This window comes from Streptomyces sp. NPDC050856 (genome assembly GCF_040653855.1).
Classification (GTDB): domain Bacteria; phylum Actinomycetota; class Actinomycetes; order Streptomycetales; family Streptomycetaceae; genus Streptomyces.
This window is the reverse complement of record NZ_JBFAGV010000005.1, coordinates 257,271-281,196: the sequence shown is the minus strand read 5'-3', so window position 1 is coordinate 281,196 and position 23,926 is coordinate 257,271. Positions and strand designations below refer to the sequence as shown.

The window sequence follows — 23,926 nt, the reverse complement described above, 5'->3', positions numbered from 1 at the left end:
CCCCGGGCGGGCGATTGCCGCGAGGCGCGGGGCCCTGGGGCGCGCCGCAGCGGGCCACGCGGGTGCGGACGTCGTCCACCGCGGTGCCGGGCGCGGGACCGTTGCCGGCCGTGCCTCCCTCGTCCGCTGACGCGCCGTCCGTTTGCCGTACCGTCCGTCTGCCGTGCTGGGCGGGAGAGGGCCGGACACGACGAAGCGCGGAGCCGGCGTGTGCGCCGGTTCCGCGCTTCGCCTGCCCCGGAGGGCTCGGCGACATGGGACCGCCCGACGGCGCGAGGCTGGCGCGACAGGACGTTCGCGCCGCCGGGCGGAGTGCAGGGGGAGGTGGTGGGGACCGCGGCGACGGAGGCCGCCGGCCGCCTTCCCTCAGGTCGAGAAGGGGGCCGGTGCTTCCTTACCACCGCACTGGCTCGCTCGCCGCCGCGGTCCTCCAGCCGTCCGCTCCGCCGGCCACCCCTCATCCGGGCCCGCGGTGCGGACTGCGTACGGCGGCTGACCTCCCGCCAGGTGCCGTACGCGGTCTCGGTTGCCGACCCGGCGCCGTGTCGCGGCGCCGGTGGGGCTCAGTCCTCGCGCAGGGCGCGGACCGCTTCCTCGACGCGCTTGCCGTACTCGGGGTCGGCGGCGTGGAAGTGGGCGAGGTTCTTCTCGATCACGTCGTCGCGGCCGACCTGGGACAGGCCGCCGGCGATGTTGGCGACCAGCCGGTCCTTCTCGTCCTTCGACATCAGCCGGTACAGCTCGCCCGCCTGGAAGAAGTCGTCGTCCTTCACGTGCAGGGGTGCCGGGTGGGTGCCGGTGTAGCCGGCGACGGCCAGCGGGGCGGAGAGCGCCGCGTCGGTCTGGGCCGGGCCGGCGTAGGAGTTGGGCTCGTAGTTCTTGTCGCGGCGGGAGCCGTTGCGGGTGGCCATGAGGCCGTCGCGGCCGTAGTTGTCCGCGGACCCGCCGGGAACGGCCTTGGGGGCGTTGACCGGCAGCTGGGTGTGGTTGACGCCGAGGCGGTAGCGGTGGGCGTCGGCGTAGGCGAACAGACGGCCCTGGAGCATCTTGTCCGGCGACGGACCGATGCCGGGCACGAAGTTGTTCGGCGAGAAGGCGGCCTGCTCGACCTCGGCGAAGACGTTGTCCGGGTTGCGGTCCAGGACCATCCGGCCCACGCGCTGGAGCGGGTAGTCGGCGTGCGGCCAGACCTTGGTCAGGTCGAAGGGGTTGAAGCGGTAGTCGGCCGCTTCGTGCGCCGGCATGACCTGCACGTACAGGGTCCACGAGGGGTGCATTCCGCGCTCGATGGCCTGGAGCAGGTCGGTCTGGTGCGAGTTGGCGTCCTTGCCGCCGACCTCGGCGGCCTGCTCGCTGCTCAGGCAGCGGATGCCCTGGTTGGTCTTGAAGTGGTACTTGACGAAGAAGGCCTCGCCCTGCGCGTTCGTCCACTGGTACGTGTGCGAGCCGTAGCCGTTCATGTGGCGGTACGAGGCGGGGATGCCCCGGTCGCCCATCAGCCAGGTGACCTGGTGCGTCGCCTCGGGGGCGTGTGCCCAGAAGTCCCAGACGTTGTCCGGCTCCTGCTTGCCGGTGAACGGGTCGCGCTTCTGCGAGTGGATGAAGTCGGGGAACTTGATCGGGTCCTTGATGAAGAACACCGGGGTGTTGTTGCCGACGAGGTCGTAATTGCCCTCCTCGGTGTAGAACTTGACGGCGAAGCCGCGCGGGTCGCGGACCGCGTCGGCGCCGCCCAGGGAGTCGGCGACGGTGGAGAAGCGTATGAAGAGCTCGGTGCGCCTGCCGACCTGGGAGAGGAAATCCGCCTTGGTGAAGCCGGTGACGTCGTCGGTCACCTCGAAGTAGCCGTACGCGCCGGAACCGCGCGCGTGCACCACGCGCTCCGGGATGCGCTCGCGGTTGAAGCGGGCGAGCTTCTCCAGCAGGTGCTGGTCCTGGAGGAGGAGCGGGCCACCGACGCCTGCGGTGGCGGAGTTCTGGTTGTCGGCGACCGGGGCGCCGGACTCGGTCGTAAGCACACGCTTCGACATGGTGACCTTCCGTACGTACGGGACCTGCTGGCGGTGCGAGGAGCGTAAATTCGCCTCGAACATCACGTCAACAGTTTGTTGAAAGTGAAGAGGGTGTTCCGGACGGCGCCGGCGCCTGGGCGCGACAGGACAGGTGTCGGCGACGGCACCGCCCGGAGCTCTGGGGAGGCGGGAGCCTCAGACCTGCCCGCCGGAGAGGCGCTCGACGGCACGCAGCAGGGCGGAGTGGTCGAGACCGCCGTCGCCCTGGGCGCGCAGCGAGGCGACCAGCTGGGCGACCACGGCACCGACCGGCAGCGCGGCGCCGACATTGCGGGCCGCGTCGGTGACGATGCCCATGTCCTTGTGGTGCAGGTCGATACGGAAGCCCGGTGCGAAGTCCCGGTTGAGGAAGTTGTCTTTCTTGCGGGTGAGCACGGTGGAGCCGGCCAGGCCGCCGTTGAGCACGTCCAGCGCGGCCCCGAGGTCCACGCCGGACTTCTCCAGGAAGACCACGGCCTCGGCGCACGCCTGGATGTTGACCGCCACGATGAGCTGGTTGGCGGCCTTCACCGTCTGGCCCGAGCCGTGCGGACCGCACAGCACGATGGTCCGGCCCAGCGCCTCGAAGAGCGGCCTGGCCTCGTCGAAGTCGGCCCGCTCACCGCCGACCATGATGGAGAGCACCGCCTCGATGGCGCCCGCCTCGCCGCCGGAGACCGGGGCGTCGAGGACGCGGATGCCCTTGTCGGCCGCGGCCTTCGCCAGGTCGACCGAGGTCTGCGGGGTGATCGAGGACATGTCGATCAGCAGCGCACCCCGCCCGGCGTTCTCCAGGATGCCGTCGGGGCCGTAGGCGATGGCCTCGACCTGGGGGGACGCCGGCACCATGGTGATGATGACGTCGGCGTCGGAGACGGCCTCGGCGATCGACGTCGCCGCCTTGCCGCCGGCCTTGGCCAGCCGGTCCAGCTTGTCCTGCTCCAGCGTGTAGCCGGTGACCTGGTAGCCGGCCTTGACCAGGTTCTCGGACATGGGGGAGCCCATGATGCCGAGACCGATCCAGGCGACCTTCGGGAGCGTGCTCATGCGGGTACCTCTCTCAAAACTCTGGTGCGTGACGTCAGTTGGCGGCCCGGAGCGGCCGGGGGAGCCACTCGAAGCTGTCCGCGCTCGGCCGGTCGCCGGCCTTGTACTCCAGGCCCACCCAGCCGTCGTAGCCGGCCGCGTCCAGGCGGCCGAGCAGGTCGGTGAAGTCGAGGCCGCCGGTGTCCGGCGCGCCCCGGCCCGGGTTGTCCGCGATCTGGACGTGGCCGGTCCGGTCGGTGTACTTCGCGATCACCTCGGTCAGGTCCTCGCCGTTCATCGACAGGTGGTACAGGTCCATCAGGAACTTGGCGTTGCCGAGCCCGGTGGCCGCGTTGACCCTGTCGACGACCTCGACCGCGGCCGGGGCGCTGACGAGCGGGTAGCGCGGTGATTCCGGCTTGTTGAGGGCCTCGATCAGCAGGATCGCCCCGATCCGGTCGGCGGCGCGGGCCGCCAGGGCCAGGTTCTCCAGGGCGAGTTCGTCCTGGGCGGCCGGGTCGGCACCGTCGACCCGGTTGCCGTAGAGCGCGTTGAGCGCGGTGCAGCCCACCGAGGCGGCGAAGCCGGCCGCCACGTCGATGTTGGCGCGGAAGCGCGCGGACTCCTCGCCGGGTACGGACAGGGCGCCACGGTCCGGGCCGGGCAGCTGCCCGGCGTAGAAGTTCAGCCCCACCAGCCGCGTGCCGGCGTCGTCCAGCGCCCGTTTCAGGGCGTCGAGCTCACTCTGCTCGGGCGTGGGGGTGTCGATCCAGGGCCACCACAGCTCGACCGCGGTGAAGCCCGCGGCGGCGGCCGCCGCGGGGCGCTCCAGGAGCGGGAGTTCCGTGAAGAGGATCGACAGGTTCACATCGAAGCGCTGGGCCTTGCCTGCGTCTTCTGAAAAGCGGGCCATGAGGGCGGCGCTCCTTCCGTATCGCGGAAGTTCGTTTCTGCGTATTGGAAGATTGCATGTGGGTCGGGAGGGCTGTCAAGAGGGGCCCGCCAGCCGGGCCCCCCGCACAACGGGTCATACCGTCCTGTTCCTGGCCGTCGGAGCGCCTTCGTGGCGGCGCTACGGTGTGGGCATGCAGCGATTGAGGGTCGAATTCACGACAGAGCCGTTCGATCTCGACGAGGCGCCCGCCCATGCCGTGGTGGCCCGCGAGGTGATTCAGGGCGCCGAGCTGGACGCCGTGGACGTCGGACCGTTCGGCAACACCGCCGAAGGCCGCGCGGAGGCCGTCCTGGGCGCGGTGGACGCGCTGCTGCGGCGCGCCCTGGAGGCCGGGGCCACCCGGGTCTCCCTCCAGGTCAACGTGGTGGACGGGAACGGGGCCGGGGAGGGGGAGAAGTGACCGAGCCGCGCGACCACCCCCTGGTCACCGCCGTCAAGCCGCTGGTGGACGCCATGGGCGGCGCCATGCTCCCGCCCGAGCGGGCCGAGCCCGACGACGTGGTCCTGGCCTGGGAGGGCGAGGAGGTGCTGGCCGTGCGGTTGCCCCAGCTCGCCGACTCGCTCGACCACATCCTGGCCGCGCTGGAGCGGCGGCACGGGATGCCGCTGTCCGAGCTCGACCGCAAGACCAAGCAGGCGGTCGTCCGCACGCTGGAGGCGCGGGGCGCCTTCTCCGTGCGGCACGGGGTGGAGACGGTGGCCGGCGCGCTGGGCGTCAGCCGGTTCACTGTGTACAACTATCTGAACCGGGAGAACGCGGCCAGGGGTGGCCGGGAGGTGTCCGGCGGGGCGGGCGCGGAAACCACTGAATGACCGCCCGGTGGCGCGGAGCCGTCGTCCGGGTGTCCGGGCGGCGGCTTTTGTGTTCCCGACTTTTCAACAAAGTGTTGACGTGATGTCGTCGCAGGGCGTTAGCTATCCGCAGCCCGTCCGAGTACGACGAAAAACAGCCACGGAGGCTCCCGTGACTTCGAGTCCGACACCGGGCCTCACCCGGTTCAACACCTCGGCGGACGGTGACGCGCTCGCCGCCCTGCACGAGGTGTGTGCCAGCTCGGCCTGGGCGAGCGCACTGCTCGCCCGCCGCCCCTACGCCACCACCGACGCCCTCCTCGCCGCCAGTGACGCCGCCACGGCCCGGCTGACCGCGCGGGACCTGGCCGAGGCGATGGCCGGGCACCCGCCGATCGGCCGGCCGAAGCCCGGAGACCCGGCCTCCTCCCGCGAGCAGAGCGGAATGGCCGGCGCCTCCGAGGCGCTCAAGGCCGAGATGCTCGAACTGAACCTGGCCTACCAGGAGAAGTTCGGGCATGTCTTCCTGATCTGCGCCACCGGCAGGACCGGTGAGCAGATGCGCGACGCGGCACGGACCCGGATCGGCAACTCGCCCGACCAGGAGCGGGAGATCGTCCGCGCCGAACTGGGCAGGATCAACCGCATCCGGCTCACCCGTCTCGTGGAGGAGGCAAGCGCATGAGCACGGAAACCACGGCATCGGTGTCCACGCACATCCTGGACACCAGCATCGGCCGCCCCGCCCGGGGCGTCACCGTCTCGCTCGCGGCCCGCAACGGCTCCGGCGCGGACTGGGCGGCGCTCGGCGGTTCCCGGACCGACGCCGACGGGCGGTGCAAGGACCTGCCGGCCCTGCCGGAGGGAACCACCCACGTACGTCTCGACTTCGAGACCGAGGCGTACTTCTCGACCCAGCACGGCGCCCAGCCGGGCGCCGACCAGCAAGCCGAGGCGCAGCAGGACGCCCCCCGCGTAAGGGACAGCGGTGCGTTCTTCCCCGAGGTGGCGATCACCTTCGCCGTCGTACCGGGCGAGCACTACCACGTACCGCTGCTGCTCAACCCGTTCGGCTACTCCGTTTACCGAGGGAGCTAGCAGACACATGCCCACGATTCTCGGCCAGAACCAGTACGGCAAAGCAGAGAACCGCGTCGTCAAGATCACGCGGGACGGCGACACCCACCACATCAAGGACCTGAACGTCTCGGTCGCCCTCTCCGGCGACATGGACGAGGTGCACTACTCCGGCTCCAACGCCAACGTGCTGCCCACCGACACCACCAAGAACACGGTGTACGCGTTGGCCAAGGAGCACGGCATCGAGTCCGCCGAGCAGTTCGGCATCCACCTGGCCCGCCACTTCGTCACCAGCCAGGAGCCGATCCACCGGGCGCGCATCCGTATCGAGGAGTACGCCTGGGAGCGCATAGAGACCTCCGACGCCAACTCCAGGTTCATCGGCGCCGACGAGGTCAAGCACTCCTTCGTGCGCAAGGGCCAGGAGACCCGCGTCTCGCAGATCACCTACGACGGTGAGAAGTGGGAGGTCATCTCGGGGCTCAAGGACCTGGTCGTGATGAACTCGACGAACTCCGAGTTCTGGGGTTACGTCAAGGACAAGTACACCACCCTCCAGGAGGCGTACGACCGCATCCTGGCCACCCAGGTCTCCGGCCGCTGGCGGTTCAACTGGACCGATGACGAGCAGCGCATGCCCAACTGGGAGAAGTCCTACGAGCAGGTCAGGAAGCACATGCTCCAGGCCTTCGCCGAGACCTACTCGCTCTCGCTGCAGCAGACGCTGTACCAGATGGGCGCGCGGATCATCAACAACCGGTCGGAGATCGACGAGGTTCGCTTCTCCCTCCCCAACAAGCACCACTTCCTGGTCGACCTCGAGCCCTTCGGGCTGAAGAACGACAACGAGGTCTACTTCGCGGCGGACCGTCCGTACGGTCTGATCGAGGCCACGATCCTGCGGGACGGCGTGGAGCCGCGGATCCCGGTCGACATGACCAACCTCTGACGCCAGGCCGCCCGCCGTCCACCAGCCCGCACCGGGCGGGGGACGGCGGGCGGACCGGAGGGAACACTCATGGCACAGCCTGCAAAGGGACCGGCGGAAGGCCCGTGTCCCACCCCACCGGCCCCGGGGGCGACCCCCTGCCACCCGGTGGACGAGAAGCCCCCCTTCCCGCGGCTCGTCCCCGCCGCGCTCCAGCACATCGCCGCCATGTACGCGGGCGTCGTCACCCCTCCGCTCATCATCGGCCAGGCCGTCGGCCTGGACGGGGGCGGGACGACCCGGCTGATCGCGGCGAGCCTGCTCGTCGCCGGCCTCGCCACCCTCCTGCAGACGCTCGGCGTCGCGGCGTTCGCCGGGAACCGGCTGCCGTTCGTCAACGCCGCGTCCTCCGCCGGCATCGCACCCATGCTCGCCATCGCCGAGACCAGCGCCCCCGGACACCAACTGCCCGCCATCTACGGCGCGGTGATGGTCGCCGGAGTGTTCTGTCTCGCCGTCGGGCCCTTCTTCGGCCGGTTGCTGCGCTTCTTCCCACCACTCGTCACCGGCGTCGTCATCACCCTCATCGGGGTGACCCTGATGCCGGTACCGGTGGCCTGGGCGCAGGGCGGGAACGAGCACACCGCCGATTTCGGTGCCATGAGGCACCTGGCGCTGGCCGCCTTCACCCTCGTCGTCATCCTGCTCTTCCAGCGCTTCGGCAGGGGCTTCGTCCAGCAGATCGCGCTGCTGCTGGGCCTGTTCACCGGCACCCTGGCGGCGATCCCGTTCGGAATGGCCGACTTCACCGCCTTGCGGGAAGCGCCCGTCGCCGCGCTGCCGGCCCCCTTCGCCTTCGGGGCCCCCGAGTTCCAGCCCGCCGCGATCCTCTCCCTGTGCGTCGTGATGCTGGTCCTGATGACGGAGTCGAGCGCCGGCATGCTCGCCCTCGGCGAGATCTGCGAGCGCCCCACCGACGGCGGGACCATCACCCGGGGCCTGCGCACGGACGGCTTCGCCACCCTCATCGGCCCGGTCTTCGGCGGCTTCCCGACCTCCGCCTTCGCCCAGAACGTCGGCGTGGTCTCGCTGACCCGTGTCCGCAGCCGCTACGTCGTCGCGGTCGCCGGCGGGGCGCTGCTGGTGCTCGGGGCCTTCCCGGTCCTCGGCGCGGTCGTCTCGCTCGTGCCGATGCCCGTCCTCGGCGGCGCGGGTATCGTCCTGTTCGGCTCCATCGCGGTCAGCGGCATCCGTACGCTCTCCGAGGCCGGACTGGACGACAGCTCCAACATCATCCTGGTCGCCGTCGCGCTCGGCGCGGGCATCATCCCGCTCGCCGCGCCCACCTTCTACGCCGGTTTCCCGGCCTGGGCACAGACCGTGCTCGGCTCCGGGATCAGCGCCGGAGCGCTGGTCGCGGTCCTGCTCAATCTGTTCTTCCACCACCTCGGCACCCGCAGCCGCCCGGCTGTGGCACTCAAATCCTCCTAGGGTCCTGCCGTGCCCTCCCCCGAGGACCCCGTCCAGGGGAATTCCCGCCACCATTGAACGAAGAAGGAAGCGCCATGGCACCTTCGGCAGCCCAGCGCATCGTGATCGAGAACTGCGCGATCGCGACCGTCGACGCCAACGACACCGAGTACGCCTCGGGTCACCTCGTCATCGCGGACAACAGGATCGAGTCCATCGGGGCCGGCCGGGCGCCCGGGGACCTGACGGATGTCGTGCGGCGCGTCGACGCCACCGGTCACCTGGCCACCCCCGGCCTGGTCAACACGCACCACCACTTCTACCAGTGGATCACCCGTGGCCTGGCCACCGACCACAACCTGTTCAACTGGCTCGTCGCCCTCTACCCGACGTGGGCACGCATCGACGAGCCGATGGCCTACGCGGCGGCCCAGGGCTCGCTCGCGATGATGGCCCGCGGTGGTGTCACCACCGCCATGGACCACCACTACGTCTTCCCCAAGGGCTCCGGCGACCTGTCCGGCGCGATCATCAAGGCCGCGTCCGAGATGGGCGTGCGCTTCACCCTCGCCCGGGGCTCGATGGACCGCAGCGAGAAGGACGGCGGTCTGCCGCCGGACTTCGCGGTCGAGACCCTCGAAGGCGCGCTCGCCGCCACCGAGGAGACCGTCAGGAAGCACCACGACGCCTCCTTCGACGCCATGACCCAGATCGCGGTCGCCCCCTGCTCCCCCTTCTCCGTCTCCACCGAACTGCTCAGGCAGGGTGCCGAGCTGGCCCGCCGCCTCGGCGTACGGCTGCACACCCACGGCTCGGAGACGGTGGAGGAGGAGAAGTTCTGCCACGAGCTGTTCGGCATGGGCCCCACCGACTACTTCGAGTCCACCGGCTGGCTCGGCGAGGACGTGTGGATGGCGCACTGCGTCCACATGAACGACTCCGACATCGCCGCCTTCGCCCGTACGAGGACCGGTGTCGCCCACTGCCCGTCCTCCAACGCGCGCCTCGCCGCCGGTATCGCCCGCGTCCCCGACATGCTCAGGGCGGGCGTCCCGGTCGGCCTGGGCGTCGACGGCACGGCCTCCAACGAGTCCGGTGAGCTGCACACCGAGCTGCGCAACGCGCTGCTGATCAACCGCCTGGGTGCCCACCGCGAAGCCGCCCTGAACGCCCGCCAGGCACTGCGCCTGGGTACGTACGGGGGCGCCCAGGTGCTCGGCCGAGCCGACCAGATCGGCTCGCTGGAGGCGGGCAAGCTCGCCGACCTCGTGCTGTGGAAGGTCGACGGCCTGGCCCACGCCTCCATCGCCGACCCGGTCACCGCCATCGTCTTCGGCGCGGCGGCCCCCGTCACCGCGTCGTTCGTCAACGGCCGGCAGATCGTCCAGGACAACCGGCTGCTGACCGCCGACGAGGACGCCATCGCCCGCTCGACCCGCGACGAGGCCCGGCGCCTCGCCCGTATCGCCGCCCAGGGCTGACCCGGGCGTACCACGCGCCCGGGCCGTCCCGGGCGCCCGTCGCCACCCGGCAGCGAGCCGGGTGGGCGATCCACCGAGTCCGGTCGGGGGGGACGGCCCTCGACCGGTCGCCGGGGACCCGAGCGGGGTCCACGGCAGCCGCGCCGGGGGGTGCCGGTCCGAAGAACGGAACGGCACCTCCCGGACGGTGAAGCACGCCCGTCCCCTGGTCGACCCCCCACGTCGCTGTTCGCACCACCTGTCACACAAGCACCACTCGCACCACCTCCCTGACACCCGCGTCGCGCCGCCGACGTGTAACCGACCGGAGGAACCGCCGTGGCCGCCGAGCCCAGGTTTCGCAACGACGCAGATGCCACCGACCCAGCCGGTACCGCCGGGGCCGACCCCGCGGGCCCCGAAGCCCCCGCCGACCGCAAACACCCGGTCGACGAGAAGCTCCCGCCCCTCAGGATGTTCACCAGCGGCCTCCAGCACGTGGCCGCGATGTACGCGGGTGTGGTGGCCCCGCCGCTGATCGTCGGAGCGGCCGTGGGGCTCTCCGCGACCGAACTCACCTTCCTCACCGGCGCCAGCCTCTTCACCGCGGGCCTCGCCACCTTCCTCCAGACCCTCGGCGTGTGGAAGATCGGCGCCCGGCTGCCGTTCGTCAACGGCGTCACCTTCGCGGGCGTCGCCCCGATGCTCGCCATCATCGACACCACCGACGACAAGGCCGATGCCATCCCCGTCATCTTCGGCGCGATCATCGTCGCCGGGATCCTGGGCTTCATCGCCGCTCCCTTCTTCAGCAAGCTGGTCCGGTTCTTCCCGCCGGTCGTCACCGGAACGGTCATCACACTGATCGGCCTGTCGCTGCTGCCGGTCGCCTTCGGCTGGGCGCAGGGACCCGACCCCAAGGCGGTGGACTACGGCTCCACCACCTACCTCACCCTCGCGGCCGTCACCCTCCTGCTCGTCCTGGTGCTGCGCCGGTTCACGCACGGCTTCGTCAAACAGATCGCCGTCCTGATCGGCCTGGTCCTGGGCACGCTGATCGCCATACCCTTCGGCGTCACCGACTTCAGCCCGGTCACCGAGGCGGACATCGTCGGCTTCCCGGCCCCGTTCCACTTCGGGGCCCCGCAGTTCGCCCTCGCCGCCATCGTCTCCATGTGCGTGGTGATGCTCGTGTCGATGACCGAGTCGACCGCCGACATGCTGGCGCTGGGCGAGATCGTGGAGAAGCCCGCCGACGAGAGGACCATCGCGGCCGGCCTGCGCGCGGACACCCTCGGCTCGGCGATCAGCCCGCTGTTCAACGGCTTCATGTGCAGCGCCTTCGCGCAGAACATCGGACTGGTCGCCATGACGGGGATCCGCAGCCGCTTCGTGGTCGCGGCGGGCGGCGGCTTCCTGGTCCTGATGGGCCTGTGCCCGGTCGCGGCCTCCCTCATCGCCGTCGTACCGCGCCCGGTGCTGGGCGGCGCGGGGGTGGTCCTCTTCGGTTCGGTCGCCGCCAGCGGTGTGCAGACCCTGGTCAGGGCGGGTCTGGAGAAGGACAACAACGTCCTGATCGTGGCCGTCTCCCTGGCGGTCGGGATCATCCCCATCACGGCGCCGGAGTTCTACCACGCCTTCCCGGAGACCGCGAAGATCATCCTGGACTCCGGCATATCGACGGGCTGCGTCGCCGCCGTCCTGCTGAACCTGGTCTTCAACCACCTGGGCGGGCACGGCGACGCCGACGAGGTGACGGCCCCGATGGAGCCGGGCGACGAGATCTCCGGGACCCGCGCCGCGAAGGCGCTGCCGACGACGCACTGACGGTGTCCGTGCCGTGCCCGGGCGCCTGCCCCGGCACGGCACGGGCGGCCGGGGCAGGTGCCCCGGAGCGCGCTCGCTCCGCACGGGTGACGCCCACACCGGGGGCCACGACCGTGCGGAGCCGACACCGTCGCGGTGGGGAGACCGGGTGAGTCCGGCTGCCGCTGTGCCCGGTGACCGGGCGGCCGGGCGGCCGGCGGCCGGTGGCGCGCCACCGGCGGTCCGGTGGCCCGTGGGGCGGGGCCGGCGGTCCGGTGGCGCGGCTCCGGGCGCGCCCCGCCTGCCCGGCCCGCGGGGACGCCGGTCAGCCGGCTGCCGGCTGCCAGTCCGGTCGCCGTCCGCTCAGACCGACCACCCGGTCCAGCAGTGGCGCGTCGTCCGGCACCGGGACGGGCACGCCGAACAGGCCCTCGCTTCCAGGACCCTCGGCGGCCGGGGCCAGCAGCGCGTACGAGACCCGGAGCGAGGCATCGTCCGGCGCGTACGGCAGGCCCGTGGCGCGCGCCAGGTCCCAGCCGTGGACCAGCACCTCGTTCAGGGCGACCGCGCCCGCCACCTCGCCCGGCAGTGTGACCCCACCCGCTCGGGTGGTGCCCCGTCAGGCGTCCGGCGCCCGCCACGCCTCGGCGAGTTCGGCGAGGCGGCGGGGCAGGGAGACCCGCCAGTCCTCGTCGAGCACCGGCCGGACGGACTGCGGGGGTGTGTCGGTGGTCGGTCCGAGGTCCTTCCTCGCGGCGTCCCGGAAGGCGACCGCGAGCCCCGTGAGGTGCCCGAGCAACTCCCGCACGGCATAACCGGGACAAGGGGTCGGCGCGCCGAGCCGGTCGTCGGTGACGCCGTCCAGCAGCCGGGACACCCGACGGGTCACCGGTACGAGATCGTGCATGGTCGCCTCCATGTGTGCCTGGTCCGTACGAGTACTGACCGCCACGCGCCCCGGAACTCATCGCCGATGCGCCCATCGCCGTTTCCCCTTTCCCTCGCGGTCTGTCAGCCGATCCTGCGCCGGCACTCGGCCGCCAGGCGCGGATACGCCTGCGCGATCGCCCCGTACACCCGCTCCCGCAGCAGCCGCTCGGCCTCCGCCCGGCCGGACGTGCCGAACAACCCGTCCAGCAGCGCGTCGTACCGCTTGAGCGCGTACCGCAGGTAGTCCACCTGCCACCGCACCAGCGCTCCTGGTTCTCCGGGGGGCTCGGAACCCGGCAATCCGGACCCAGCGGCCGGTCGCCCGGCCGGGCGGGCGACCGGCGCCCCCGCCGCCGGGGCCCGAGGCACCCCTTCCCGCCGGGTGCCCGGGCCCGGCGCCTGCCCGGCGCCCCGTGGTCCGGCGGCCCGCGCCCCTCGCGCGCCGGGCGACCCGGCCCACGGTCCTGCACCCGGCTCGACCCCCGCCCCCGGCCGGCCAGGGGGGCGGCCCGGCGTGCCGGGTGCCGACCGGCCGGCGGCCAGGAACTGCCGGTGCCGCACCGCCCGTTTCTCCAGCTCGGCCGCGGGCAGGATGGGCACCTCGATCGGCTGCGCGCGGATCGCCGTGAGCACGGCCCGGCGTCTCCGGTCGGCGGCCACCCGGGTGGCCGCCGAGCCACGTCCGGCCGCGGCGGCGCACACCGCGAACTCCGGAGCCCGCTCCACCGCCTCCACACGCGCCAGCAGGTACAGCCGTACCGGCGCGACCGACCACTGGCGCGGGTTGCGCCCCTGCACGTCCGGATCGCCGAGCAGCTCCCGCACCATGGCATCGGTCCAGCCGCGCTCGCGCAGACCGGCGTGCGTCACATACGTCATACGGTCCGTCACAATCCCCCCTTGATTGCTACAGAGAGTGACCAGACCAGTGAAGCGCACCCCACTGACACTCACCGTCCCGGAGCCCGTGGACCTCCCGCCCGGCAGGCGCACAGGCTCCCGCCCATCACCCGATAGGGCAACGCGCTCGCGGCAACGCCCCCCGTCCGGCCGGGCGCCCATACGCTCCCCGCGTGACCCGTACCACTGCCACCACCCACGACCTGAACACCGGGCTCGACGACTTCCTCGCCCGGGCGAGGACCGGGCAGGGCGTCACCCTGCCGGCGCGCCCCGCCGACGCCGTGCTCACCCTGCTGGCACTGCGCGGCGCGGACCGTCGCACGGGCGTGCCGGAACCGACGCCCGAGCTGCTGCGGCGCGTGCTCCACGAGGACCTGCCCGGACTGCTGCACGCCGGCCCGGACGAGCTCGCCATGGTGCCCGCCGTGTTCACCGCACTGGCCGACCGGGTGCGGGCGGCGAACCGGCTGAACGCCAAGCGCCACGCGCGCCTGCTCGCGGCGGTCGACGAGGCCGTCCCGGAGTTCCGGCGGGCCATGGCCGATCCCCACAACCTGACCTGGCCCCGCTGGTACGCCGCACTGCTCGACGCGGACGGCGTCGACACGTCCGACCCCGCGGCCGTCCGGGCGTGGCTGGCCGCCCATGCCGCCGCACCCCGCGCGGAGCGCCCGGCGCTGCCCCCGCAGGTGCGCCGCGCCAACGTGGCCTGCCGTACCTTCACCGCCCGGACGCTGCTCACCGAAGCGCTGCTCGCCGCGCCGGCGCCGGCGCCGGAGCCCGGGTCCGGTACCGGCCCCGCCCCCGCCTGGGACGCCGACGAACTCGAACAGCGCGCGGCCGAGCTGACCGACCGCTGGACCGCCGCGGGCCTCAGCGCGGCGCTCGCCGGCCCGTACGCCGAGCTCGCTCCGGGCCCCGAGGAGCTTCCGCACGCCGCCCTGGCGGACCTGATGCTCAACGAGCACCTCGACTACTACGGCTATTCGGGGGTGCCGCTGCCCCCGCTGTCCGGGCTCCCCGCCCCCGAGGAGGTCCGGGGCCTGGTGCGCGCGGCTCCCCTCCCGGCCGCCCTGGCGGCGGGGGCGGTCGACCCGTCCCTGCGGGAACTCGCCGAGCGGTGCGGGTTCCCCGGCCCGGCCTCCGCCGTCTGGGCCGAGGGGACCCCGCGGGAACTGACCGAGCTGGCCGCCGACGTCCTGGCCGCCACCGTGGAGCGCGTCGCGGCGGACGCGGAGCCGTCCGACCCGTACGCCCTCGACGCGGCCCACCTCCTCTACTCGCTCCACGAGCGGGGCGGCACACCGGAGTCGGTGGCGCGGAAGGCCTCCGACATGGCCGACTGGCCGGTCGACCCCGAACTGGAGGACGCCCCGTTCCCCGTGCCCGACAGCGCGCCGGCCGAGTACACCGCCCCGTCGGCGCGGGAGCTCTCCGCCCTGCTCCGCCAGCCGGAGGTGACCGAGGCGCAGCGCGGCGAACTGGCGGCGCACGCACGCGAGTTGGCGGCGGTCGTGGACCGGCTGGCCGGGACCGGGTGTGTCTTCCGCACCGGCGACGCCTACGGCCTGACCGCGCTCGGCAAGGCGGTCATGTGCCACGTCATGGCCGTCGCCGGGATCCCCGCCCCCGGCCCGGAGGACATCGTCGCCTGGGACGCGCACGAGACCGTCGCCGCGGTCAGGAACTGGCCTCCCGCCATCGCCGCCGCGGCCGTCACCGCGTGGACCGCCGGGCGCGGCGGCACCGACGAGGCGTGGGCGGAGCTGCTCGCGGCCGTCTCCGCCGCCAAGGCCGGCACCTTCCACGACATCTCGACGCCCACCCTCCTGGCCCACCTCGACCTCGCCGGGGTTCCCGCCGGTCCGCTCCACGCCGCCCTCGCCGACCCGGTCACGGGCGCCTACGTCCAGCGCCTCCTGGCCTCGCGCGGTGCGGACGTGGCGGCGGAGGGGGTGCCGCTCGGCGCCCGTGCGGTCCTGGTCCTCGACGAACTGCACCTGCGCTGGACCGAGGACATGCGGGCGGCCATCGCCGTGGCCGCCGAGGGACGGGCGGCCGAACCGGCGCCGAGCGCCCTTCTCGACGCCTTCGACACGGCCGCCGCCGACTGGCCGGGCGGCGCGCCCGCCCTGGTCCGGGCCTTGGCCGCCGCCGATCCTGCCGGATCGGCGCGCCTGCTGGAGGACCTGCGCGACCGCCACCCCGACAGCCGGGTGGCGGAAGCGGCGGGGCGGGCGGTGAGGACCGCCAGGAGCGCCCGGACCGCGACCGGCGCCAGGAAACGGCGGGCCGGCGGCAGTCGGCCGCCGCACAGGGGTTGATGGCGGGGCCGCCCTTGTGACATATAGGTCTGGACCAATCAGTGTCCGGACCCGGAGGCCCGACCGTGCGACGACCCCCCACCCTCACGGCCACGGCCTGCGCGGCCGCCCTGCTGCTCACCGCCTGCGGAACCGACGGGCCCCCGGCGGACACCGAGCGGCCCTCCACCCCCACGGGCGTGACCGCGCAGGCCGGCAGCGCCTCCTCGGTGCACGTGATGTGGCAGCCCGCCACCGACAACAGGGCGGTCACCGGGTACGAGGTGTTCCAGAAGGGCGCGAAGGTGAAGTCCCTGCCGGCCGGCCGGACGATGGTCGACATCGAACGGCTCGCGCCCTCGACCGCGTACAGCTTCACCGTCCGGGCCCGGGACGCCGCCGGGAACCTGTCCGCGCCGAGCGCCGCCATACCCGTCACCACCCCGGCGGCCAGCCCCGGCGACCGCACCCCGCCGTCCCGCCCTCCGGCTCCGCGCGGCACGGTCCAGGGGGCCAGGGCGGTCACCCTGAGCTGGGGGCGGGCCTCTGACAACGAGGCGGTCACCGCGTACGACATCTACCAGGAGGACTCCCGCGTCCACAGTGTCCCCGGCACCACCACCAGCGCGCGGCTCACCGGACTGCGCCCCGGCACCGTCTACACCTTCACCGTGCGGGCCCGCGACGCGGCCGAGAACACCTCCCCCGACAGTGAGCCGGTGGACCTCACCACGGCGTCCGCGCCCGGCGACGACACCCCCACCGCCCCCACCGGTCTCACGGCCACCGCCCGCGGCGACACCGTCCGGCTCAGCTGGACTCCCCCCAGGACGGGCGCACCGGTCAAGGAGCACCAGCTCTTCCTGAACGGCAGGTTCGCCACCACCGTCGTCTGGGGGGACGCCCCGCCTCCCGGCACGGCGACGTACACCTTCACCGTGACCGACAAGCCGGGCACCCGTTACAGCGTCAAGCTCCGGGCCAAGCTCCCGGACGGCACGTGGGGCGACTTCTCCGCCCAGCGCACGGTGGTGGCCGGCGAGCGCTGAACCCCCGCGTCGTTCGTGCGGGCCGCCGGCCGCGGGCCGCCGGCCGCGGGTCGCGCGTCGCGGGGGTCGCCAGCCGCCGGTCGCGGGTACGCCGCCGCCCCCTGGTGCTGTGCGGTACCAGGGGGCGGCGGGGTCCGGCCGGGGCGTCAGCCGACCAGGCGCTCGTAGGCGGGGAGGGTCAGGAAGTCCGCGTAGTCCTCGTCCAGGGAGACCTGCAGGAGCAGGTCGTGGGCCTGCTGCCACTTGCCGGCGGTGAAGGCGTCGTCGCCCAGTTCGGCGCGGATCGCGGCCAGTTCCCCGGCGGCGACCTCGCGGGCCAGTTCCGGGGTGGCCCGCACGGTCCGCCCTTCGTGCGCGAACTCGACACCCGCGTTGATCCACTGCCAGATCTGCGAGCGTGAGATCTCGGCCGTGGCCGCGTCCTCCATCAGGTTGAAGATCGCCACCGCGCCCAGCCCGCGCAGCCATGCCTCGATGTAGCGGATGCCCACCTGGACGGCGTTGCGCAGGCCCTCGTAGGTCGGCTCTGCGTCGAGCGAGTCGACGGCGATCAGATCGGCGGCCGACACCGACACGTCCTCGCGGAGGCGGTGCTTCTGGTGGGGCCGGTCGCCCAGCACCGCGTCGAAGGAGGCCATGGCGATCGGGACCAGGTCGGGGTGGGCGACCCAGGAACCGTCGAAGCCGTCGCCGGCCTCGCGGTCCTTGTCGGCCTTGACCTTCTCGAAGGCCACCTTGTTGACCTCGGGGTCCTTGCGGGACGGGATGAACGCCGCCATGCCGCCGATCGCGTGGGCGCCGCGCTTGTGGCAGGTGCGCACCAACAGTTCGGTGTACGCGCGCATGAACGGGGCGGTCATCGTCACCGCGTTGCGGTCCGGGAGGACGAACTTCCGGCCGCCGTCACGGAAGTTCTTGACGATCGAGAAGAGGTAGTCCCAGCGGCCGGCGTTCAGGCCCGAGGCGTGGTCGCGCAGCTCGTAGAGGATCTCCTCCATCTCGTACGCCGCCGTGATCGTCTCGATCAGGACGGTCGCGCGGACGGTGCCCTGCGGGATGCCGACGTAGTCCTGGGCGAAGACGAAGATGTCGTTCCAGAGGCGGGCCTCCAGGTGCGACTCCGTCTTCGGGAGGTAGAAGTACGGGCCCTTGCCCAGGTCCAGCAGGCGCCGCGCGTTGTGGAAGAAGTACAGGCCGAAGTCGACCAGCGCGCCGGGGACCGGCCGGCCGTCGAAGCGCAGGTGACGCTCCTCCAGGTGCCAGCCGCGCGGGCGCATGACGACCGTGGCGAGCTCCTCGGCGGGCCCGAGGGCGTACGACTTGCCCGTGCGGGGGTCGGTGAAGTCGATCCGCCGCTCGTACGCGTCGATCAGGTTGAGCTGGCCCAGGACGACGTTCTCCCAGGTGGGGGCGGAGGCGTCTTCGAAGTCCGCGAGCCAGACCCGGGCGCCCGAGTTCAGGGCGTTGACGGTCATCTTGCGGTCCGTCGGGCCGGTGATCTCGACTCGGCGGTCGTCGAGCGCGGCCGGGGCCGGCGCGACCCGCCAGCTCTCGTCCTCCCGGATCCGCGCGGTCTCGGGGAGGAAGTCCAGGGTGCTGGTACGGGCGATCTCGGCGCGGCGCTCGGCCCGGCGGGCGAGGAGCTCGTCACGACGTGGCGTGAAGCGCCGGTGCAGCTCGGACACGAAGGCCAGGGCCGCGTCGGTGAGGACCTCTTCCTGCCGGGGCAGGGGCTCGGCTTCGACGATGGCCAGCGGGGACGGCGCCGGTGCGGACATGAGATGTCACTTCCTTCAGCGGGCTTCAGAGGGCGCCGGGCGGTCGCCGGGCAGTTTCGCGGGCGGCACTGAGTGCCGCTGGAGCCGAGATACGGTCGCGGGCGCCTTTTGACGTTCAGGAGCTTCTGATCAGTGGATACTAGTTTCCTCATGGTGGAAGCTCAATGGTCTGTTGATGTCGAGATTCTCCGGCTCGACACAATGTGGCGCTGGGTGCCACCGCGCACACGCGCCGTTCACTCCAGGCGCCCCAAGTCGGCCTCCGTGTCGATGTCGTAGGGCTCCGCCACATCCGAACAGTCGACGAGCTCGATCGCACCCTCGTGCTCCTTCAGGTAGGCGCGGGCCCCCCGGTCGCCGGTGGCGCTCTCCGCGACATCCGTCCACCGCTCGGCGCCGAACAGCACCGGGTGGCCGCGCTTCCCGCCGTAGTACGCCGAGGCCAGGGAGGCGGGGGAGTGGTGGGCGGCGAGCAGCCGGGCCACCGCCGCCGGGCCGATCCCCGGCTGGTCCACCAGGGTGACGACGACCGCCTCCGCGTCCGTCCCGGCCAGCGACGCCAGGCCGGCGCGGAGCGACGAACCCATGCCCTCCTCCCAGGCCGGGTTGACGACCAGCACGCAGCCGGGCAGCGGGGCCCGCTCCCGTACGGTGCCGGCGGCGGCCCCCAGCACCACGTGCACCGTCCGGCAACCGCCCTCCCGCAACGCCGCCACCCCGTGCTCCACCAGGGGCCGGCCGCGGTGCTCCAACAGTGCCTTGGGGCGGCCGCCCAGCCGCCGCCCGCCGCCTGCCGCGAGCAGCAGCCCGGCGACCGGCGGTGCGCCGGGTGGGTTCGGTGTGCCGTGCGTTGTCGTCGTAGGTCCCATGGGCAGTGCATACCCCATGGGTCGCCGGAGCGGGGAGGGGCCGCCGGCCGCCGAACGGGGCGATCCGGGCCGGACCGGAGCTCGTTGGTGATGTCGGACTTGTCACAGCCCAGCGGGACTCCTGAACCGGGCTAACTCCGACATGTATCGCGTTTTGCCCCGCTGGACGCGCCGCAACGCGTCCGAATATCGAACAGAACGGCTAGGCCACCCCCTTCCGTGTGGCACGGGGGTCGGGCACATGCCGATAATCTTTCCGCGAGCCGGGTGACCGACCATCACCGGGACGGGCCGCACCGCGCGGGCATGTGCGCAGACGCAGAAGAAGGTGGGGAGAGCTTTGTTGCCGAGCGTGGGACAGAGGCGCGTGACCGGCACCGGCGCCGACGCCGGCGAGGACCCGAGGGTCATGGAGCTGAGCGCCGCCGTGTCCCGGCTCCGGCGTGAGCTGGCCGGGCACCCGGCGGAGTTCATGGACCGGGGAATCGCGGAGGACGAGCTCGCCGCGCTGGCCGCGATGGCGGCCGACGGCGCCCCCGAGGTCCGCCGGCTGCGCCGCTCGCTGCTGCTGGTCGCGGGGGCCATCGGCTCGGTCAGCGCCCTGGCCACCGCCCTGGCCGCCGTACGCAACGCGGTCGAGCTGTTCGGCGACGCGCCCCGCTAGCCGGGCAGACCGATCCGGCCGGGCGGGCCGCCCGGCCCGACCGCCGCGCGGCAGTGATCCGCCCGGCCCGACCGCACCGCGCTTGAGCGTCCGGCCGGGCATGCCGCCCGGCCCTACCGGGCGCGGACGACCGGTGCTCCCTGTCCCGCCCGCCCGGAACGCGCCGGACCGGAAGGCCCTGGCCCCTGCTGCCCGGCCCGCCGCCCGTGCGCGGGCTCAGCCCTGCGGGCCGTTGGCCGAGGTGCTCGCCAGGGCCGCCGACAGGTCCCGCGCCACCTCCTGGAGGACCGGGACGATCCTCTCGGTGGCCGCCTCCGTCACCCGGCCCGCCGGGCCCGAGATGGAGATGGCGGCGGAGGTGGGCATGTCGGGCACCGGGACCGCGAGGCAGCGCACCCCGATCTCCTGCTCGTTGTCGTCCACCGCGTACCCGGCCCGGCGCACCAGCTCCAGGGCGTCCAGGAAGCCCTCGGGCGTGGTGATCGTCCTCTCGGTGGCGGCCGGCATGCCGGTGCGGGCGAGCAGCGCCCGTACCTCCTCCGGCGGTGTGTGCGCGAGCAGCGCCTTGCCCACGCCGGTGGAGTGCGGCAGCACCCGGCGGCCCACCTCGGTGAACATCCGCATGGAGTGCTTCGAGGGGACCTGGGCGACGTAGACGATCTCGTCGCCGTCGAGCAGCGCCATGTTGGCGGTCTCGCCGGTCTCCTCGACCAGGCGGGCCAGGTAGGGGCGGGCCCAGGTGCCGAGCAGCCGGGAGGCGGACTCGCCGAGGCGGATCAGGCGGGGGCCGAGCGCGTAGCGGCGGTTGGCCTGCTGGCGTACGTAGCCGCAGGCGACCAGGGTGCGCATCAGGCGGTGGATGGTGGGCAGCGGCAGGCCGCTGCTGGTGGAGAGCTCGCTCAGCCCGACCTCGCCCCCGGCGTCGGCCATCCGCTCCAGAAGGTCGAAGGCACGCTCAAGGGACTGCACACCGCCGTTCCCGTTCCCGGAGGCGGGCTTGGCGGCGTCGGTGGTGCTGGCGCTGGACGTCGGCACGTCAACGGTCCTTTCGAGGCGGATGGACAAGCCAGCAGCCTACCGGTCCGCCCGGCCGGGCACACTGCCCGAACCCGGGCGTCCTCGCCGGTCAGGGCCTGTTTGTCCAGGTGTCCGCGGGGCCGCGCGGGGGCCCGCCGGCGCCGTGGGTGTGGATAGCTACGTGCTCTTGAGTGAAAACCTCTTTCCACTTCATGGAAACATCCAAGCCGCCCTGGCGCCACCCCCGCGGCGGCGGGAGGCTCTTGACGGGGCAGGTCCGGAGGTGAAGACTCCTTCAACAGTTCGTTGAAATCCAAGGTCGTGGACGGGGATGGATGGGGAACGTGGACGTGAACCTGGTACTGCGCTCGACGCGCGTCGTCACTCCTGAGGGGACGCGGGCCGCGTCGGTCGCCGTCGCCGGCGGGAAGATCGCGGCGGTGCTGCCGTACGACGCCGAGGTGCCCGCGGGCGCCCGACTGGAGGACGTCGGCGACGACGCCGTGCTCCCCGGCCTCGTCGACACGCACGTCCATGTGAACGACCCGGGCCGGACGGAGTGGGAGGGCTTCTGGACCGCCACCCGCGCCGCGGCGGCGGGCGGCATCACCACCCTGCTCGACATGCCGCTCAACTCGCTCCCGCCCACCACCACCGTGGCGCACCTGCGGACCAAGCAGGACGTGGCCCGGCCCAAGGCGCACATCGACGTGGGCTTCTGGGGCGGTGCCCTGCCGGACAACGTCAAGGACCTCCGTCCGCTGCACGACGCCGGCGTCTTCGGCTTCAAGTGCTTCCTGTCGCCGTCCGGCGTGGAGGAGTTCCCGCAGCTCGACCAGGAACAGCTCGCCACCTCGCTGGCCGAGATCGCCGGCTTCGGCGGCCTGATGATCGTCCACGCCGAGGACCCGCACCACCTGGCCGCCGCGCCCCAGCGCAAGGGCCCGCGGTACGCCGACTTCCTCGCCTCCCGGCCGCGCGACGCCGAGAACACCGCCGTCGAGAACCTGATCGACCAGGCCCGGCGGCTCGACGCGCGCGTGCACGTCCTGCACCTGTCGTCCAGTGACGCGCTGCCGCTGATCGCCGCCGCCAAGCGTGAGGGGGTGCGGATCACCGTGGAGTCCTGTCCGCACTTCCTCACCCTCACGGCCGAGGAAGTGCCCGACGGGGCGACCGAGTTCAAGTGCTGCCCGCCCATCCGGGAGGCCGAGAACCAGGACGCCCTGTGGCAGGGGCTCCTCGACGGCACCATCGACTGCGTCGTCTCCGACCACTCGCCCTGCACCAGCGACCTCAAGGTCCCCGACTTCGCCGACGCCTGGGGTGGCATCTCGTCCCTCCAGCTGGGCCTGCCCGCCATCTGGACCGAGGCCCGGCGCCGCGGCCGCACGCTGGAGGACGTCGCCCGCTGGATGTCCACCGCCCCGGCCCGGCTCGCGGGCCTGGACGACCGCAAGGGCGCCATCGAGCCCGGGCGCGACGCCGACTTCGCGGTCCTCGCGCCCGAGCGGACCTTCACCGTCGACCCGGCCGAGCTGCACCACCGCAACCAGGTCACGGCGTACGCGGGCAAGACCCTGCACGGCGTCGTGAAGTCCACCTGGCTGCGCGGGACGCGCATCGCGCAGGGCGGAACCCTCGCCGAGCCCAGCGGCCGGCTGCTCGAAAGGAACCAGTGACATCGTGACCGCCATTGCCCGCTTCACCGGCGACGCCCGCCCGTACGGCGGCGGTGACCCCTACGCCGACTACCGCACCGCCGACTTCCCCTTCACCGACCTGGTCGACCTGGCCGACCGGCGGCTCGGCGGTGGCGTCGTCGCGGCCAACGACGAGTTCTTCGCCGAGCGCGAGAACCTGCTCAAGCCGGAGCCCGCGGAGTTCGACCCCGAGCACTTCGGCCACAAGGGCAAGATCATGGACGGCTGGGAGACCCGCCGCCGGCGCGGCGTCTCCGCCTCCGAGCCGCACCCCACGGACCACGACCACGACTGGGCGCTGGTACGCCTCGGCGCTCCCGGAGTCGTACGCGGCGTCGTCGTCGACACCGCGCACTTCCGCGGCAACTACCCCCAGGCCGTGTCCGTGGAGGCCACGTCCCTGGCGGGCTCCCCGTCGCCGGACGACCTGCTCGCCGACGGCGTGGAGTGGACCACCCTCGTACCGCGCACGGCGGTCGGCGGCCACGCGGCCAACGGCTTCGCCGTCGACGTCGAGCGGCGCTTCACCCACCTGCGCGTCAAGCAGCACCCCGACGGCGGCATCGCGCGGCTGCGGGTGTACGGCGAAGTCGCCCCCGACCCGGCGTGGCTGGGCGTGCTCGGCGCCTTCGACGTCGTCGCGCTGGAGAACGGCGGCCGGGTCGAGGACGCCTCCGACCGCTTCTACTCCCCGGCCACCAACACCATCCAGCCCGGGCGCTCCCGCAAGATGGACGACGGCTGGGAGACCCGCCGCCGCCGCGACAAGGGCAACGACTGGATCCGCTACCGGCTGGTCGAACGGTCCGAGATCCGCGCGGTCGAGATCGACACCGCGTACCTCAAGGGCAACAGCGCCGGCTGGGCCGCCCTGTCGGTGAGCGACGGCTCGGACACCTGGACCGAGGTGCTGCCCCGCACCCGCCTCCAGCCCGACACCAATCACCGGTTCGTCCTGCCCGCCCCGGCCACCGGCACGCACGTCCGCGTCGACATCTATCCCGACGGCGGCATCTCCCGACTGCGCCTGTTCGGCTCCCTGACGGACGACGGCGCCGAGCGCCTGTCGGCCCGCCACGAGCGGCTGGACCGGGGGGACGCCCCCGCCGAGTGACCCGGGCGGTCACGACACCCGCCCGTTC

Annotated in this window: 20 protein-coding genes and 1 pseudogene; 13 read left to right on the top strand and 8 right to left on the bottom strand. The window is 72.8% G+C overall.

From position 1 onward, the window contains the following. Nucleotides 1-563: 563 nt before the first annotated feature. From AB0H53_RS07525 to AB0H53_RS07515, 3 genes are all read right to left on the bottom strand, one after another. Nucleotides 564-2,030 carry a catalase gene (locus AB0H53_RS07525; protein WP_362108520.1) on the bottom strand — a complete coding sequence of 489 codons (1,467 nt, stop codon included), beginning with the start codon at nt 2,028-2,030 and terminating at the stop codon, nt 564-566. A 177-nt stretch (nt 2,031-2,207) separates the two neighbouring features. Continuing rightward, complete coding sequence (locus AB0H53_RS07520) at nt 2,208-3,098, bottom strand: 2-hydroxy-3-oxopropionate reductase (RefSeq protein WP_362108518.1); 891 nt, start codon at nt 3,096-3,098, stop codon at nt 2,208-2,210. 34 nt (nt 3,099-3,132) lie between these two features. Then, complete coding sequence (locus tag AB0H53_RS07515) at nt 3,133-3,990, bottom strand: TIM barrel protein (RefSeq protein ID WP_362108516.1); 858 nt, start codon at nt 3,988-3,990, stop codon at nt 3,133-3,135. Nucleotides 3,991-4,162: 172 nt separating this feature from the next. Here AB0H53_RS07515 and AB0H53_RS07510 point away from each other — a divergent pair, with 172 nt between their 5' ends. The 8 genes from AB0H53_RS07510 (at nt 4,163) to AB0H53_RS07475 (ending at nt 11,589) form a co-directional block, all read left to right on the top strand. Beyond that, on the top strand, nt 4,163-4,432 hold the full coding sequence (locus tag AB0H53_RS07510; protein WP_362108514.1) for a hypothetical protein: 270 nt from the start codon (nt 4,163-4,165) through the stop codon (nt 4,430-4,432). Next, nucleotides 4,429-4,845: a helix-turn-helix domain-containing protein gene (locus tag AB0H53_RS07505; protein WP_362108512.1), complete on the top strand. Its 417-nt coding sequence runs from the start codon at nt 4,429-4,431 to the stop codon at nt 4,843-4,845. Before AB0H53_RS07510 ends, AB0H53_RS07505 begins: the two co-directional genes overlap by 4 nt. 151 nt (nt 4,846-4,996) lie before the next feature. Further along, nucleotides 4,997-5,509, top strand: a complete 513-nt coding sequence (uraD, locus tag AB0H53_RS07500; RefSeq protein ID WP_362108510.1) for a 2-oxo-4-hydroxy-4-carboxy-5-ureidoimidazoline decarboxylase — start codon at nt 4,997-4,999, stop codon at nt 5,507-5,509. Further along, a complete protein-coding gene (gene uraH, locus AB0H53_RS07495; protein WP_362108508.1) occupies nt 5,506-5,922 on the top strand; it encodes a hydroxyisourate hydrolase in 417 nt (138 codons plus the stop codon). Before uraD ends, uraH begins: the two co-directional genes overlap by 4 nt. Nucleotides 5,923-5,929: 7 nt before the next feature. Continuing rightward, nucleotides 5,930-6,853: a factor-independent urate hydroxylase gene (gene pucL / locus AB0H53_RS07490; protein ID WP_362108506.1), complete on the top strand. Its 924-nt coding sequence runs from the start codon at nt 5,930-5,932 to the stop codon at nt 6,851-6,853. A gap of 69 nt (nt 6,854-6,922) precedes the next feature. Beyond that, nucleotides 6,923-8,323 (top strand): nucleobase:cation symporter-2 family protein, encoded by a 1,401-nt coding sequence (locus AB0H53_RS07485; RefSeq protein ID WP_362108504.1) that lies wholly within the window; start codon nt 6,923-6,925, stop codon nt 8,321-8,323. Nucleotides 8,324-8,397: 74 nt separating this feature from the next. Beyond that, on the top strand, nt 8,398-9,783 hold the full coding sequence (locus AB0H53_RS07480; RefSeq protein WP_362108502.1) for an 8-oxoguanine deaminase: 1,386 nt from the start codon (nt 8,398-8,400) through the stop codon (nt 9,781-9,783). Between the two features lie 453 nt (nt 9,784-10,236). Further along, the gene (locus AB0H53_RS07475; protein ID WP_362108573.1) at nt 10,237-11,589 is read left to right on the top strand and encodes a nucleobase:cation symporter-2 family protein; all 1,353 of its coding nucleotides are present in this window, start codon (nt 10,237-10,239) and stop codon (nt 11,587-11,589) included. A gap of 304 nt (nt 11,590-11,893) precedes the next feature. Here the strand turns inward: AB0H53_RS07475 and AB0H53_RS07470 are convergent. Beyond that, nucleotides 11,894-12,475 (bottom strand): annotated as a pseudogene (locus tag AB0H53_RS07470) (TIGR03086 family metal-binding protein). A 104-nt stretch (nt 12,476-12,579) separates the two neighbouring features. Beyond that, a complete protein-coding gene (locus tag AB0H53_RS07465) occupies nt 12,580-13,389 on the bottom strand; it encodes a hypothetical protein (RefSeq protein ID WP_362108500.1) in 810 nt (269 codons plus the stop codon). A gap of 182 nt (nt 13,390-13,571) precedes the next feature. On the opposite strand from AB0H53_RS07465, the gene AB0H53_RS07460 reads away from it, so the two are divergent. Then, nucleotides 13,572-15,725, top strand: coding sequence for a hypothetical protein (locus AB0H53_RS07460; protein ID WP_362108498.1), 2,154 nt, complete (start codon nt 13,572-13,574; stop codon nt 15,723-15,725). A 65-nt stretch (nt 15,726-15,790) separates the two neighbouring features. After that, complete coding sequence (locus AB0H53_RS07455; protein WP_362108496.1) at nt 15,791-16,753, top strand: fibronectin type III domain-containing protein; 963 nt, start codon at nt 15,791-15,793, stop codon at nt 16,751-16,753. A gap of 146 nt (nt 16,754-16,899) precedes the next feature. Here the strand turns inward: AB0H53_RS07455 and aceB are convergent, their stop codons facing one another. Together aceB and AB0H53_RS07445 are read right to left on the bottom strand one after the other, a co-directional pair. Continuing rightward, nucleotides 16,900-18,531, bottom strand: a complete 1,632-nt coding sequence (aceB, locus tag AB0H53_RS07450; protein WP_362108494.1) for a malate synthase A — start codon at nt 18,529-18,531, stop codon at nt 16,900-16,902. A gap of 236 nt (nt 18,532-18,767) precedes the next feature. Next, a complete protein-coding gene (locus AB0H53_RS07445; protein ID WP_362108492.1) occupies nt 18,768-19,400 on the bottom strand; it encodes a nucleotidyltransferase family protein in 633 nt (210 codons plus the stop codon). 340 nt (nt 19,401-19,740) lie between these two features. Between AB0H53_RS07445 and AB0H53_RS07440 the strand changes: the two genes are divergently transcribed. Beyond that, the gene (locus tag AB0H53_RS07440) at nt 19,741-20,064 is read left to right on the top strand and encodes a DUF5955 family protein (protein WP_362108490.1); all 324 of its coding nucleotides are present in this window, start codon (nt 19,741-19,743) and stop codon (nt 20,062-20,064) included. A gap of 216 nt (nt 20,065-20,280) precedes the next feature. On the opposite strand, the gene AB0H53_RS07435 is transcribed toward AB0H53_RS07440, so the two are convergent. Continuing rightward, nucleotides 20,281-21,099: an IclR family transcriptional regulator gene (locus AB0H53_RS07435; RefSeq protein ID WP_362108488.1), complete on the bottom strand. Its 819-nt coding sequence runs from the start codon at nt 21,097-21,099 to the stop codon at nt 20,281-20,283. A gap of 317 nt (nt 21,100-21,416) precedes the next feature. Here AB0H53_RS07435 and allB point away from each other — a divergent pair, with 317 nt between their 5' ends. Both allB and alc read left to right on the top strand, forming a co-directional pair. Further along, nucleotides 21,417-22,763: an allantoinase AllB gene (gene allB, locus AB0H53_RS07430; RefSeq protein WP_362108486.1), complete on the top strand. Its 1,347-nt coding sequence runs from the start codon at nt 21,417-21,419 to the stop codon at nt 22,761-22,763. A 4-nt stretch (nt 22,764-22,767) separates the two neighbouring features. Then, nucleotides 22,768-23,898, top strand: a complete 1,131-nt coding sequence (gene alc / locus AB0H53_RS07425; protein WP_362108484.1) for an allantoicase — start codon at nt 22,768-22,770, stop codon at nt 23,896-23,898. Nucleotides 23,899-23,926 lie beyond the last annotated feature (28 nt).